Below are 14,851 nucleotides of genomic sequence, written 5' to 3'. Positions count from 1 at the left end.
TTCTGCGAAAGCCCGTACTTCGCTGAATTTCTCTCGGAGCCTTCTCGATTCTCCCGCCTATGTGACTTTCTCGACAGCCTGAGCCTCTTTCCTTCGGGAAAGAGGCTTTTTTTCGTACGCCGCCCGTTATTTTTCGAAGAGATTCGGTTTTATTTATAGCTGCTTACGATTTTTTGGGTAATAGATCGTACGCAACCGTTTCGGCGGACAGGAAGTTGGAGGCGAAGCGGTTTTTTTATAAGGAGGCATAATATGTCCAAACAATTAGACGCGGTTTCCGCTCCCAAACAGCTCCAGTCCAATATGCATTGGAGAGAAAATATCGTGTACGAAATTTATGTGCGCAGCTTTAACGACAGCAACGGCGACGGCGTCGGCGATCTGCGCGGCATTATCGAAAAGCTCGATTATATCCAAGACCTGGGCGTGACGGCGGTGTGGCTGTCTCCCATTTTCGCTTCGCCGAACCGGGATTACGGCTACGACGTCAGCGATTATAAAGGGATCGATCCCGAATACGGAAGCATGGACGATTTCGACGAGCTGCTGGAAGCGCTGCATGAACGGGGCGTCCGGCTGGTCATGGAGATCGTGCCGAACCATACGTCGAGCGACCATCCGTGGTTCCGCGAGGCGCTGAAAGGCAAGGACAACCCGTACCGCGATTACTATATCTGGAGACCCGCGGGGGAAGACGGAGGCCCGCCGAACAATTGGACCTCTTTCCTCGGCGATTCCTCCTGGAAGTATCACGAAGAGACGGGCGAATACTATTTGCATACTTATGCCTGGCATCAACCGGATCTCAACTGGGAAAATCCGAAAGTTCGGCAGGAGATCATCGACGCGATGGACTTCTGGCTGCAAAAAGGCGTGGACGGCTTCCGGATCGACACGGCGAACGTATTGTCCAAAGACATGAGTTTCCCCGATACCGACGAGACGGAACGCATTCAGGGCAGCGGCGAGAAGTATTACAAGAACGGCCCGCATATTCACGAATACCTGCGCGAAATGCGCGAGAAAGTCTTTTCCCGCTATCCGATCTTTACGATGGGCGAGTCGTCCCAGGTCGAGACCGAAGACGTGGAGGACTATACCCTGCCCGAGCGCGGAGAGCTGGACCTGATCCTGATGATCGAAGCGTCCAAGATCTGCGACGAACCGGACGACATGTGGAAATCGGACCCGTGGGAGCTGAGCCATCTGAAGGCGATCATGCGCAAATGGCTGAAGGATCTGCATCCCGACGCCTGGATCGGCATGTACCTCAGCAACCACGACCACGTGCGGATGGTGTCTTATCTGGGCGACGACCTGGAGCACCGGGAAGAGTCGGCGAAGATGCTGGCCGTGTTCCTGATGACGCTGCGCGGCACGCCGAACCTGCTGCAGGGCGAAGAATTGGGCATGACGAACGCGCACTTTTTTAACAGCATCGACGACATCAAGGAGCAGCAGGCGCTGGCCTATTACAAGCTGATGGTCGAAAAGCGTGGCGAAGATCCGGAGACGATTCTGCGCCGCGTGCTGCAAAAAAACCGGGATCACAGCCGCACGCCGATGCAGTGGAACGCCGATCCGGGCGCCGGATTCACGACGGGAACGCCGTGGCAGCGAATCAATCCGAACAAAGACGAGATCAACGCGCGCCAGCAGGAGGACGACCCGAATTCGGTGCTGAATCTGTACCGCGAGATCATCCGGCTGCGCCGCGACCATCCCTCGCTGTCGCTGGGCACGTACGAGCCGGTATTGGAAGAGCACAAGCATATTTACGCCTACCTGCGCGAGGGGGAAGGCGAACGCTGGCTGATCGTGCTGAACTTCTCCAAAACGCCGACCGAAGTTCTGCTGCCGGATGATCTGCGCGGCGAATTGGCTCGCGCGGAGTGCGCCGTCTGTTCGGACGGCGAGCGGGCGGAAGCCCTGGAGCGCGGCATGACGGAGCTCGATCCGTATGCGTATTTCGTATTCCGCCTGGCCTGATTCCGCCGGATCGAAGTTTCGGCGCCATTCGGGCAGTTTGAACGCTTTTCGCCCCGCGGCGGAAAGCGTTTTTTGCATTTTCCCGCGTACCCGCTATACTAACGGAAAAGAGCGTTAAAGCCCCACCCATCCCAGCGAACGAGGTGAAAAGATGGACACGCAAATTCATGCAAGCGGAACGGTACCGGGAATGAGGAGATACTTGAAAACGGAAGAAGGCGGCTGGCGGCCGGATGCTTCTTCCTCGCTGCTCGTCGCGCTGCGGGAGCCCGACGAAGCGGACGGAGCTTCGCGGCTGCTCGATACGCTGGAAGCGGCGGGAACCGTTCAGGAGGCGTTTGCGGAACGGGGCGCGTTCGCAGCTCCCGCACGGCTCGGCGTAGCCCGCGAAGCGGCGGCCGGCGATCTGCTGATCGAATTGGGAAGCGTGCCGAACATGAGCCATCCCGAAGCGTACCGGATCGAAGTCGGCGATTATGTTCGTCTGATCGCGGCGGACGCCCGGGCGGCGCTGCACGGACTGCGGACGATCCTGCAGCTGCTGTCTTCGGGCGGGGGAGAGCTCGCGCACGGCGTGATCGAAGACGAACCGGTGGTCGGCGAGCGCGCCCTGCACCTCGATATCGGCCGCAAGTTTTATCCGCAGGAATGGATTTTGGCGCGGATTCGGGAGATGTCGGAATTGAAGCTGAACACGCTGCAGCTGCACTTTTCCGAGAACGAAGGCTTTACTTTCGAGAGCGAGCGGCATCCCGGCGTCATGTCGGAACAATATCTGACGAAAGCCCAAATCCGGGAAATTATCGAAGAAGCGCGGCGGCACCGGATTACGCTGATTCCTTCGCTCGATTCGCCGGGGCATCTGGGCTGGGCGCTGCGCGGCCGGCCGGACTGGCTGCTGCGCGGCGCGAACGGAGAGCCGGCCGCGGGCGCGCTGGACATCACGAATCCGGAAGCCGTCGCGTTCGTGCTGGACCTGATCGACGAGTATGCGGAGCTGTTCGAGGGCAGCCCGTATTTCCATATCGGCGGCGACGAATTTATCGACTTCGGACAGTTCGCCGCTTACCCCCAGCTCGGCGCGTACGCGCGCGAAACGCTCGGTATCGAGGGAGGAACGGAAGTCGACGCTTACGTCGCTTACTTGAACGCGGTGGCGGAAGCGCTGGAAGGCCGAGGATTTACGGTGCGGGCATGGAACGACGGGCTGTACCGCGAAGGGCCGGAGCAGAAAGTCGAACTCAAGACGTCCGTGCAGATCGCCTACTGGACCAAATGGGACCGGAAGATGGCGCCGGCGCAAACTTTTCTGGACAAAGGGCATAAGCTGATCAATTTCAACGACGCTTACTTCTACTATGTGCTGGGCGAACATGCGGGCTACAAATATCCGACCGGCGAAAAAATTCACGACGACTGGCATCCCGGGCTGCTGCCGCGAATCTCCGAAGAAGAACCGCAGGAATGGCAGGTGCCGTATCCGGAAGAGCTGCTCGGCTGCTCGTTTTCCGTCTGGTGCGACAAGCCGCAGGCGCAGAATGTCGAAGAAGTGGCGGCCGGCTTGAAAGGACCGCTGCGCGCGATGGCGGAAAAAGCCTGGACGGGAGAGCGCAGATATGCGGATTACGCGGCGTTCGTTCAGGCATGCGAAGCGGCCGGCTTGAAAGGCTGAAGCAGAAGCGGAAGCGGGACTGCGGCTGCGGCGGACATCGGGACAAGAACGGCGAATATTCCGGAGAAGGAACGGATTTGCCGTTCTTCTGCATGGGTTCCGGCGCTTTCCGGCGTCTATTGCCGGAGAGGCGCGGGAATTCCCGCGAAATAACGGACAGACAGGAAAGGAAGCCGGATATGTATACCATTTTGATCGTGGAAGACGATCCCAAGATCGCGGAGCTGCTCCGCGGCGACATCGAAAAATACGGCTACGAAGCCCGAGTCGTGCAGGACTTCGACCGGATTGCGGAACAGTTCCGGGAATCGGGCGCGCACCTTGTGCTGCTCGACGTCAATCTGCCCAAGTACGACGGATTCTACTGGTGCCGCCAAATTCGGGCGGAATCCGTCTGCCCGATTCTGTTCATCTCGGCCCGCGACGGGCAGATGGACCAGGTTCGGGCGCTGGAGAGCGGCGCGGACGACTATATCACGAAACCGTTCCATTACGAGATCGTGCTGGCCAAGATCCGCAGCCATTTGCGCCGCGCTTACGGGGAATACGCGGCCGGACCCGACGAGAAGAAAGTCGAAGCCGGCGGCTTGACGCTGTATCCGGAACGCTTCCTGCTGTCCTGCGGAGAACGTTCCGCCGAGCTCAGCCGCAAAGAATCGCTGCTGATCGAAGCGCTGATGCTGCGGGAAGGCCGGGTCGTCAGCCGGGACCGCCTGTTAGGATTGATGTGGGAAGATCATCATTTTATCGACGACAACACGCTGAACGTCTATATTACGCGGATGCGCAAGAAGCTGAAGGAGCTCGGCGCGGAAGCCGGCATCGAAGTCGTGCGCGGAGCCGGTTATCTGCTCAGCCTGCCTGAAGGGGACGAAGAAGCGGGCGGCGCGGGCGGAGTTCCGCAGAGAAGCTTGAACGACAGAACGGCGGGAGGCCGTCCGTGAAGCTGTTCTGGCGGGATCAGCTGCCGCTGATCCTGTTCTTCTTCCTGCAGGCGCTGCTCATTCCGCTGCTGTATTGGCTCAGCGGCGAAGCGCGTCCTCCTTCCGTCGTGCTGTACGGCATGCTGCTGAGCGCGGCCGTGCTGGCCGGCTATCTGGCGTACCGGTACGTGTCTTTGCGGCGGATGTACCGGCGTTTGGAACATCCGTCCGTGCCGCGCAGCGAACGGTTGGAGGCGCTGGGCGACGCCCCGCTCGCCGAAGCGGTCTCGGGGCTTATCCGCCTGTACGATCGCGAATACGAGGAAGAGCTTGCGGTGCACCGCAGCGCGATGGATCGCCACATCACGTTCATCGGGCGTTGGGTACATCAGATGAAGACTCCGCTGTCCGTTCTGCAGCTGTCCGCGCGCGACATCGAAGACGAGGACTTGGCGGACAGCATCGCCGAAGAGCTGGACCGGCTTCGGCAGGGATTGGAGATGGTCATCTATACGTCGAGATTGGAGCGGTTCGAACAGGATTTCTCCGTCGAACGCCTGCCGCTGGCGCTGCCGGTACGCGAAGCGCTGGCGGAACAGCGCCGGCTGTTCATCAAGCGGCGGATCTCGCCGGTGATCGAAATCGCCGAGGACGCGGAAGTCTATACGGATGCCAAATGGTTGCGGTTCATTCTGGGACAGATTCTGACCAATGCCGTGCATTATACGGAAGGGCCGGGGAAGCGGGTGTTCATCCGCGCTTACCGTCGGGGTCCTTATTGGGCGCTCGATATTCGCGACGAAGGCATCGGTATCGCCCGGGAAGACAGGAATCGGGTGTTCAATCCGTATTTTACGGGACAGCGGGGCAGACAGTATAAGGAGTCGACCGGCATGGGGCTCTATCTGGTAAGCGAGATCTGCCGGCACCTCGATCATGACGTCGAGCTGGAATCCGAGCCCGGAGTCGGCACGACGATCCGTCTCGTATTCCGGGAAGTCCCCCGGAATGCCGGGACCGAACACAATCTTAATTCAAATGTAAGGCGGCGTTAAGGAGAATCCATAGCCGCCTTTTTGCGTTTGTCTTAGACTGGAAAACGAAGAGGGAGAGGAGAGAACACAATGAACATTTTGGAAGCCCGCAACCTGAACAAAGTCTATCCGGGGAAAGTGTCCACCCAGGCGCTGACCGATATTCATTTAACGATCGCGCAGGGGGAATTCGTCGGCATCATGGGCCCGTCCGGGAGCGGGAAAACGACGCTGCTCAACATGGTGTCCACAATCGATACGCCAAGCTCGGGTACGGTGAAAATCGGCGGACAGGACCCGTATACGATGAGCAAAAACGACCTGGCCAAGTTCCGACGCCGGGAGCTGGGGTTCGTGTTTCAAGACTTTAACCTGCTGGACACGCTGACGGTGGCGGAAAATATCGTGCTGCCGCTGACGCTGGACGGCGTAAAGCTGAAAGAAATGGACGAGAGGCTGCACCGCATCGCGGACCGTCTCGGCATTACGCAAATTCTGAAAAGCCGGACGTACGAAATTTCGGGCGGCCAGCGGCAGCGGACGGCGATCGCCCGCGCGGTCATTACGAATCCGTCGATCCTGCTCGCGGACGAACCGACCGGCGCGCTGGATTCCAACTCGTCGCGGATCGTCATGGAATCGCTGGAAAGTCTGAACGAGTACGAGCGAACGACGATCATGCTGGTCACGCACGATCCGCAGGCGGCCAGCTACTGTCACCGCATCGTGTTTATCAAGGATGGCAAACTGGCCGCCGAGATCCATCGCGGGGAGAGCCGGCAGGCCTTTTTCCAAAAGATCATCGATACCTTATCTTTCTGGGGAGGGAACGCGCATGAACTTTCCTCGATTCGCGTATAACAACGTCAAACGCAACGCGCGGGCCTATTTCGCCTACTTTCTGAGCAGCGCGTTCATGGTCATGATCTTTTTCTCGTTCGCGGTATTCATCTATCATCCCCGGATTGTCGAGTCGGATATGCACAAGATGACCAAGACGGGCATGGCCGCGGCGGAATACGTCATCTTCGCGTTCGCGTTTTTCTTCGTGCTGTACTCGATCAGCGTCTTTCTCAAATCGAGGAACAAGGAATTCGGCCTTCTGCTGATGCTGGGCGCCAAGCCTGCGCATCTTAACCGGTTGGTTTTCCTGGAAAACCTGTTGATCGGAACGGCCGCTATCGTAAGCGGAATAGCATCGGGAATGCTGCTGTCCAAGCTGTTCCTGATGCTGGCTTCGCGCATTACGGAAACGCCCGAGCTGCCGTTCTACTGGCCGCTGCGGGCGATGCTGCTGACGGCTGCGGCGTTTGCGCTGCTGTTCGTTGTCATCTCCGCGATGACGCTGCTGTTCGTCCGCAAGCGCAACGTGCTGGAACTGCTGCAGGGCAGCGCCAGGCCGAAGACGGAACCGAAGGCTTCGATCTGGCTCGTCCTGCTCGGCATCGCCCTGCTGACGATAGGCTTTATGTCGCTGCGTTTCGCGGCATTGAGCGCCCCCATGCTGTTTCTAGCGGCAGGCACAGGCATCGCGGGCACGTACTTTTTCTACTCGCAGCTGTCCGTCCTGTTCATGCGGCTGCTGAAGCGTAATCGTTCGTTCGTCTGGAAAAAGACCAATCTGCTTTGGATTTCCGAGATGGCGTACAAGATCAAAGACAACGCCCGAGTGCTGTTCCTGATCACGGTCGTGACTTCGGTGGCCTCGATGAGCGCCGGGTTCGTGCTGTCGATCGACCGGGAGACGAAGTCGCTGTATACCGACGATCCTTACGCCCTTTCGCTGATGTCGGGCAGCGACGAAGAACTGGCGCAGGATCGGGTCAAAGTCGACGCGGTGCTGGAACGGGAAGGCATCGATTATCAAGCCAGCGAGATCAGAACCGCGTTCGTCGAAATCGGCGGAGAGCAAGCCGGCGCCCGTACGTACCTTATTCCGGCTTCCGATTACGAAGGCGTCGCGAAGACCTGGAAAACGCCGGCGTTTGCGCCGGGCACGCAGCCGGAAGCGCTGCTGCTGCATTCCGACAATAGAGGGCAGGCGCCGCTTCTGAATGCCGGAGAAAAGCTGAACGTAGGCGCGGACAGCCCTCCCTTGACCGTACGCGAAGTCGCGGGCAGCGGCACTTTCGACGCCATGAGCTTCGGAACGGTCTTCATCGTGCCGGATGCCGTTTATCAGGACGCCGTCGATCATATGACCCAAGACAGCGGATTCCGGGAATCGATCGCGTATTACACCGTTCCCGCCTGGGGCGACGCGGCACCCAGATACGACAGCGAGGAAGCGCGGGTCGGAGCGGAACTTGAAAAGCTCAGCCCGAGAACGCAGGGAAAGTCGGAGCTTGCCGGACATTTGAACGTGCGCTCCGGAACCTACCTGGTTTATAGGCAGTTTATGTCCACGCTCAGCTTTATCGGGGTCTTCGTAGGTTTGATGTTCTCCCTCTCGTCGGCCAGTTTCCTGTATTTCAAACTGCATGCCGAACTGTCGAGGGATGCGCAGATGTACCGATCGCTCTCGAAAACGGGGTTGAGCGTAGGAGAAATGAAGAAATCCGCCACGCTTCAGATCGCGCTGCTGTTCTTCATTCCGATCGCGGTGTCCGCGATCCAGACTTTCGTCGTGCTGGAACCGATTCTCGCCGTGATGAAAATTCGAGACATTACCGTGCCCGTCCTGATGACTACGGCGGCGTTCCTGATCGCGCAGCTCTGCTACTTCTTCCTTGTGCGCGGACGGTATATCAACCGCTTGAAGAGAGTCATGGTCTGACCGGCCGAAGATCGAAGCGAATGTACGGAATTTTGCCTATTCGGGCGCGCGGGTTCATCCGCGCGCCCGAATTTTTGAGCCACAAAGCCGCGGCAGCGGAAACTTCGAAGGAGGAACGATACATGAACGACAGAACGGGCAAACGGCGCAGGGTGCCGGCGAAATCGATAGCCGCGGCGGCGCTCGGAGCGGCGCTGCTGCTGTCCGCGATGCCCGCGGGGCTGGCGCAAACGGCCGCGCAATCAGATGGGGCGTCGAAGCAGGAAGCGAAGCCCGCGGACGAACAGCGGAACTGGATGGCGCGGCATACGCATGAACTGAGCTTGCCGGCTGCGGACACCTTCGACGATTTGGAATTTTTGCGGCCTCTTCTTGCGGACAAAAAAGTAGTCGGGCTGGGCGAGAATTTCCATCAAGTCGCGGAATATTCGCAAATCAAAATCCGAATGATCAAATATTTGCACGAACAACTCGGCTACGACGTGATCGCGTTCGAGTCCGGCATGATGGAAGGAGCCGTAGTCGACGCCATGCAGGGTGGTCTCGCGGCGGAGGAGTCCATGCGGGTCTCGATGCTGCCGGTCTGGCAGTCGAAAGAAACGCTGGAGCTGTTCGAGTATGCGCGGGAACAGGCGAAAACGGACCATCCGCTGATCCTGGCCGGCTACGATATCCAGTTTACCCATTACTATTCCACGCTGTTCATCGCGCAGCTGCTCGAAACGGCCGATGCCGGGGCGGCGAAGCGGTTCTCGCAGGCCGACGAAAAAATGATCGACGAACTGTACCGGGCAGCCGGCGACCGGATCGAGGAGCTGGGCCGGCCCGAGCGCGCCTCCGCCATCGCCGCGGTCGAGCGGAAATACGCGCCGGAATACCGCCGGGCTTCCCGGCTGCTGCGGCAGAACGAGAAAAAGATCCGGAAGAAGCTCGGCGACCGGCAGGAAGTTTACGATATCGCGATCCGATGCCTGCAGAACCGGATCGATTCCATACATATGCTGCGGCTGGGCACGACGGACATGTACGAATACTGGGACCGGCTGATGGCGGAAAATGTGGACTGGCTGCGGACCCGGATCTATCCCGGCAAAAAAATGATCCTGTGGGCGCACAACGACCATCTGGTCAAAAACGGCTCGGGAATGTCGGTACTCGAGGGCGGAAAATGGGTGCGCGGATTCAAAGACCTGGGCGAGCGGCTGTACGAGAAGCTGGGAGACGACCTGTATATCGTCGATCTCTATGCCAATCGAGGAACCGCGTCCGAATTGGTGACGGACAAGCCGTTCGCGTTCGGCCCGATGCCGGCAAACAGCCTCGAACATCGGCTTGCGAGCGGCGGATACGCGCAGTCTTTCCTCGATCTGAGCCGGCTCGAAAGCCCGGAGCCGGGCAGCGCCTGGATGTGGGACCCGATATATGCGGGCGAAGACGGAATGACCCGTTCGAAGATCGAACCGTCGAATATGCGGCTCAGGCCCAAAGAGCAGTACGACGGCCTGATTTTTATCGACCGGGTCTCGCCTCCCACGAGGTTGAAGCCGTAACTTTCGGCGAATTCGCGCCGGCTTTATGCTTTCTTTAGAATCTTCTCCTAAGCTTGATACCGGAACGGGAATTTCAAGACGACGGAGGAATGCAGGATGAAGAACGGAACGGGAAGCGAACAAAAGCGGAAAGGGAATAAGCGGGCGAACCGAGCAAACGGAAGGCCGAAAAGCGCAGGCTTCGCTCGCCGCGCAGCCTGGCCGCTCGCCGCCGCGCTGCTGCTCGCCGCCGTCCCGCAGGCTTACGCGGCACCGGCGGAGGCGAACGGGATCGACGCGGCCGCGGCGGCGAACGCGCTGAAGCAGGCGGACGGCACGCAGAAGAGCCGGGCCGAGGCTGAGCTTCGGCAGGCGGAATGGCTGCGGGACCATTCGCATCCGCTGGAATCGGACGGGAAGACGAAGACGCCCTCACGGGGCGAATTCGAGTCCCTGAAGCCGATCCTCGGCGACAAGCACGCGGTCGCGCTGGGCGAAAATTTCCACCAGATCGGCGATTACAGCCGGATCAAGGTCGAGCTGATCAAATATTTGCACGAGGAGCTGGGTTACGACGTCATCGCGTTCGAGAGCGGGATGGGCGAAGCGGCGGCGGCCTGGACGTTCCGGGACGGGCTCGATGCTAAGCAGATGATGCAGGGATCGATTTTTCCGATCTGGCATTCGGAAGAGACGCTGGAGTTGTTCGATTATATCCGCGAACAGGCGAAAACGGATCATCCGCTGATTCTGGCCGGCTACGACATGCAGTTCTCGTCGATATATTCGTCCCAACTGACGGCTCAGCTGCTGAAAGCGGCCGATCCGAAAGCGGCCGAATCGTTCGTGCAGAACGATCTGCAGGCGATGACCGACCTGTACGCGGCCGCGGGCGACGGCGAAAGCGCTCCGGACGCCAAGACGAAGGCCGCGCTGGCGGCCGTCGAGAACAAGTACGCTCCGCAGTACAACAAAGCCGCGGCGCTGCTGAAGCGTCACGAAGCCGCCGTCCGGGCGTCCGTGCCGGGACAGCCGGAGCTGTACGACATCGCGCTGCGGACGCTGAGCGACCGGATCGCTTTCATGCGCATGATGCGGATGGACGTAAAAGAAAGCTACGAGTACCGCGATCGGCTGATGGCCGAAAACGCGCAGTGGCTGATGGACGAAGCCTACCCGGGCAAGAAGACCATTCTCTGGGCGCATAACGATCATCTGGCCAAAAAAGGCTCGGCCATGTCGCTGCTGGAAGGCGGCGAATGGATATCGGGATTCAAAGGCATGGGCGAGCGGCTGCACGAAAAATTGGGCGACAGCCTGTATGTGATCGGCTTTTACGCGAACCGGGGGACGGGACTTTCGATCGGCACGGACAAGCCGTTCGAATTCGGACCGATGCCTCCTGGCAGCCTGGAGCATCTGCTGAGCATGAGCGGGTACGGCCGCTTCTTCCTCGATCTGAACGCGCCGAGACCGGAATCGCCGTTGGCGGCCTGGGTCGACGAGCCGGTGTACGCGGGCGAAGACGGCATGACGTCGGCCAGAATTTGGCCGATGAACATGCGCTTCGTGCCGCGCGAGCAGTACGACGGCCTGATCTTCGCCGACGCCGTCGCTCCGCCGATTCGTCTCGGCAAATAGGCGGGCCGGCGGGAAACGGCAGGATAATTCGCGCGTTGCCATACTTCGGCCCTGTTTTCCTTCCGTTTGCGGGTACACAATAGAGAGAGCTTATGCGCGAACGGAGGAACGGAAATGAACAAGAAGCGGACCTTTCAAAAAGAAGGAAACGGTTCGGCCGCTCGCCGGATCGAACTTGTCCCCGCAGCGGACCTGGCGGCGTTTATGCGGGGATGGCAGACGGTGTCGGCCGCTTTCGGTTACGACGGACGGGTTTATATCCTGCTGGTCGACGCCGAGCCGGAGCGCGAGCAGGGCATGTTCGTGCGGACAGAGCTGGAACGGCGGCCGATTTATAAAGCGTTGATCGTCGACCTGCCGGATGACGATGCGAAATCGCAGGCCGGCAGGGAGTCCGAAGCGGCCGACGTCGAAGAAATCATGATCGAAGGCGAGTCGTTCAATTATCACTTTCTGCAGCCGCTCGGCGGCGAGCTGCTGCTGGTCGGCGCGCGCAGCCGTTATGCCGCGCGCGACCGGTACGATCTGAATGCCGCCGTGTTCGACAGAGAAGGCCGGGCGAAACGGCGTTTCGTCATCGGCGACGGCATCGGGCACGTGCAGACGACGGCGGGCGGCTTGATCTGGACCGGCTTTTTCGACGAAGGGGTATTCGGCAATTACGGTTGGAAACGTCCCATCGGCGAAAGCGGGCTGATTGCCTGGGACGGGAACGGGATTTGCGTGTTTACCAACAGCGAAGCGGATATCGCCGACTGTTACGCGCTCAACGCCGTCTCGGACGAAGAAGTCTGGTTCTACTACTACACGGACTTTAAGCTGTGCCGGCTCGCCGGCCCGGCCGACCGCCCCGAAGTTTCGTTTTTCGATCCCGGAGTGGCCGGCTCGTCGCTCCTCGCGACGGACGGCGAACTCTTTCTGCTGGACGGCGGATACGGCGAGCACGAATCGTATAAGCTGCTGCGGCGAAGCGGCGGAGGCGGGCTTGAGCCGGAATATGATCTTATGTTCGCGGATCAAGCCGGCCTTCCTCTGCCGCCGGGGCTGCGCGATGCTCGCGGAGACAAGCTGCTGATGCTGAACGGAACGGAACTGTACCTGTTTTCTCTGAAGAAGATCGAACGGTAAAAAAAGCGGAAAACCCGCGCGGTTATAACGTTTTCGAACGGATGCAAAAAAAGTCAATACCCGGAAATTCGCGAAACTCGGTGCGGATTTCCGGGCTTTTTTCGTATTGAAACCATAATCGGCACCCTATGTTTCGCCTTCTGTCCCACGCCCGCCCCTTTCCGCAAAAAGCGTCGATTGCCGGAAATTCCCATTATCCGTATGCTGTCCTTAACCGCTCGCAGGGCGGAAAACCAGACGACGGAGGTGGGGGAAGTATGGCATCCCGAAGCGGAACGGCCCGCGGAAGCACACTTGAAACCGCATACAAAAAGAATCCGGCCGCGCAGCGCAGACGCAGCGTGTGGAACGGAATCAAGCGGGACCGCTATTTGTATCTGTTGGCGCTGCCGGGCATCGTCTTTTTCCTATTGTTCAAGTACGTGCCGATGTGGGGCATCCTGATCTCGTTCCAAAATTATTCGCCCTATCAGGGGATGTGGGCCAGTCAGTGGGTGGGCTTGGAGCATTACATACGATTCTTTTCGAACCCCGACTTCCTGATCCTGTTCCGCAACACGATGGCGATCAATATGCTGTCGCTGATTTTCTTTTTCCCGCTGCCCATTCTGCTCTCGGTCATGATGAACGAGCTGCGCGGCACCAAGTTCAAGAAGACCATCCAATCGATCGTCTATCTGCCTCACTTCCTGTCATGGGTCATCATCGTCGGCATCACGTTCCTGCTGCTGTCGACGGGCGAAGGGATCATTAACCAACTGCTGGCAGCCGCCGGGTTGAACAAGATCGACTTTCTGACCAATCCGAATTATTTCTGGGGACTTCTGACCGTGCAGTCGATCTGGAAAGACGCCGGCTGGGGCACGGTGCTGTTCCTCGCCGCGATGGCGAGCATCGATCCGCAGCTGAACGAAGCGGCGAAGATCGACGGGGCCGGGCGCTTCCGCCAGATCTGGCATATCACGCTCCCGGGCATTCGCTCGGTCGTCATTATTCTGCTCATCCTGCGCATCGGGCATATTATGGACGTCGGCTTCGAGCAGGTATTCCTGATGATGAACGGCGCCGTGTCCGAAGTGGCCGACGTGTTCGATACGTACGTCTACCGTCTAGGCATCAAGCAGGGGCAGCTCAGTTTCAGTACGGCGGTCGGGGTATTCAAATCCGTCGTAGGCCTGATCCTCGTGATCGGAGCCAACAAACTGGCGAAAAAATTCGGCGAAGACGGCGTATACTGATCGCGTGCCGGGCTTGAAGCGAGAGGAGGAGAAAAAGAATGATCGAACATAAAGGGGATCGCGCGTTCAATGTGGTCAATATCCTGCTGTTGACCGTGATCGGATTGGTAACGCTGTTCCCCATGTATTACGTGTTGGTCGTATCGTTTACCGAACCGTCCGAATTCATCCGCAACAAAGCGACTCTGTTTCCGCAAAAATGGAGCTTCGATTCGTACAAATATTTGCTGTCGACGGACGCGTTTATCCGGGCGATCGGCAACAGCGCGTTTCTCGCAACGGTCGGAACGGCGCTCAGTTTGCTGGTCACGTCCTGCCTGTCTTATGCGCTGTCGCGCAGACGTCTTCAGGGAAGACGCTTGATTCTGCTGCTGATTCTGCTGACGACGCTGTTCAATCCGGGCATTATCCCGCCGTACCTGCTGATTCGCGATCTGCATCTGATCAACAGCGTCTGGTCGCTGATTCTGCCGGCGCTGACGAGCGGATGGTACGTGCTGCTGATGAAAGGATTTTTCGACAGCATTCCGCCGAGCCTGGAGGAAGCGGCGCGGATTGACGGCTGCAACGATATCGGCGTCTGGTGGCGTATCATTCTGCCGCTGTCGCTGCCTTCGCTCGCGGCGTTCGGACTGTTCTACGCGGTGGCGTACTGGAATACGTTTTTCACGGCGCTGCTGTATATCAACGATTTTAACAAACAGCCGCTTCAGGTTCTGCTGCAAAACATGCTGATCGACTCGTCCACGGCATCGGGAGGAACAGCCGCCGCCGAAATGACCGCCGAGCAGCAGATTCCTTCGGAAACGCTCAAAATGGCGGCGGTCGTGATCGCGACGGCGCCGATCCTGATGATTTATCCGTTTTTGCAGAAGCACTTCGCCAAAGGCGCCATGGTCGGTTCGGTGAAAGAATGACCTG

At 58.9% G+C, this 14,851-nt stretch carries 11 protein-coding genes; all 11 read left to right on the top strand.

Annotated features, from left to right (window positions below):
• Positions 1 to 252: 252 nt before the first annotated feature.
• The 11 genes from GYN08_RS15435 to GYN08_RS15385 all read left to right on the top strand — a co-directional run bounded on the left by GYN08_RS15435 (position 253) and on the right by GYN08_RS15385 (position 14,847).
• Positions 253 to 1,989 carry a glycoside hydrolase family 13 protein gene (locus GYN08_RS15435; RefSeq protein WP_166275827.1) on the top strand — a complete coding sequence of 579 codons (1,737 nt, stop codon included), beginning with the start codon at positions 253 to 255 and terminating at the stop codon, positions 1,987 to 1,989.
• Positions 1,990 to 2,140: 151 nt separating this feature from the next.
• Positions 2,141 to 3,661, top strand: coding sequence for a beta-N-acetylhexosaminidase (locus GYN08_RS15430; protein ID WP_166275825.1), 1,521 nt, complete (start codon positions 2,141 to 2,143; stop codon positions 3,659 to 3,661).
• Positions 3,662 to 3,840: 179 nt separating this feature from the next.
• Positions 3,841 to 4,605 carry a response regulator transcription factor gene (locus GYN08_RS15425; protein WP_166275823.1) on the top strand — a complete coding sequence of 255 codons (765 nt, stop codon included), beginning with the start codon at positions 3,841 to 3,843 and terminating at the stop codon, positions 4,603 to 4,605.
• Positions 4,602 to 5,639 (top strand): sensor histidine kinase, encoded by a 1,038-nt coding sequence (locus tag GYN08_RS15420; RefSeq protein ID WP_166275821.1) that lies wholly within the window; start codon positions 4,602 to 4,604, stop codon positions 5,637 to 5,639. Before GYN08_RS15425 ends, GYN08_RS15420 begins: the two co-directional genes overlap by 4 nt.
• A 69-nt stretch (positions 5,640 to 5,708) precedes the next feature.
• Entirely contained in the window at positions 5,709 to 6,479 is a 771-nt protein-coding gene (locus GYN08_RS15415; protein ID WP_166275819.1) for an ABC transporter ATP-binding protein, read from the top strand.
• Entirely contained in the window at positions 6,454 to 8,394 is a 1,941-nt protein-coding gene (locus GYN08_RS15410) for an FtsX-like permease family protein (RefSeq protein ID WP_166275817.1), read from the top strand. The genes GYN08_RS15415 and GYN08_RS15410 overlap by 26 nt, the downstream gene beginning before the upstream one ends.
• A gap of 122 nt (positions 8,395 to 8,516) precedes the next feature.
• Positions 8,517 to 9,944 carry an erythromycin esterase family protein gene (locus GYN08_RS15405; RefSeq protein ID WP_166275815.1) on the top strand — a complete coding sequence of 476 codons (1,428 nt, stop codon included), beginning with the start codon at positions 8,517 to 8,519 and terminating at the stop codon, positions 9,942 to 9,944.
• A gap of 96 nt (positions 9,945 to 10,040) precedes the next feature.
• Positions 10,041 to 11,564, top strand: coding sequence for an erythromycin esterase family protein (locus tag GYN08_RS15400; protein ID WP_166275813.1), 1,524 nt, complete (start codon positions 10,041 to 10,043; stop codon positions 11,562 to 11,564).
• 114 nt (positions 11,565 to 11,678) lie between these two features.
• Entirely contained in the window at positions 11,679 to 12,692 is a 1,014-nt protein-coding gene (locus tag GYN08_RS15395; RefSeq protein ID WP_166275811.1) for a hypothetical protein, read from the top strand.
• Between the two features lie 257 nt (positions 12,693 to 12,949).
• Positions 12,950 to 13,930 carry an ABC transporter permease gene (locus GYN08_RS15390; protein ID WP_166275809.1) on the top strand — a complete coding sequence of 327 codons (981 nt, stop codon included), beginning with the start codon at positions 12,950 to 12,952 and terminating at the stop codon, positions 13,928 to 13,930.
• Between the two features lie 38 nt (positions 13,931 to 13,968).
• Positions 13,969 to 14,847 (top strand): carbohydrate ABC transporter permease, encoded by an 879-nt coding sequence (locus tag GYN08_RS15385; protein ID WP_166275807.1) that lies wholly within the window; start codon positions 13,969 to 13,971, stop codon positions 14,845 to 14,847.
• Positions 14,848 to 14,851 lie beyond the last annotated feature (4 nt).

Origin of the sequence: Saccharibacillus alkalitolerans, from assembly GCF_011090185.1 — a bacterium.
In the GTDB taxonomy this organism is placed as follows: domain Bacteria; phylum Bacillota; class Bacilli; order Paenibacillales; family Paenibacillaceae; genus Saccharibacillus; species Saccharibacillus alkalitolerans.
This window is presented reverse-complemented; position numbering and strand designations above follow the sequence as displayed.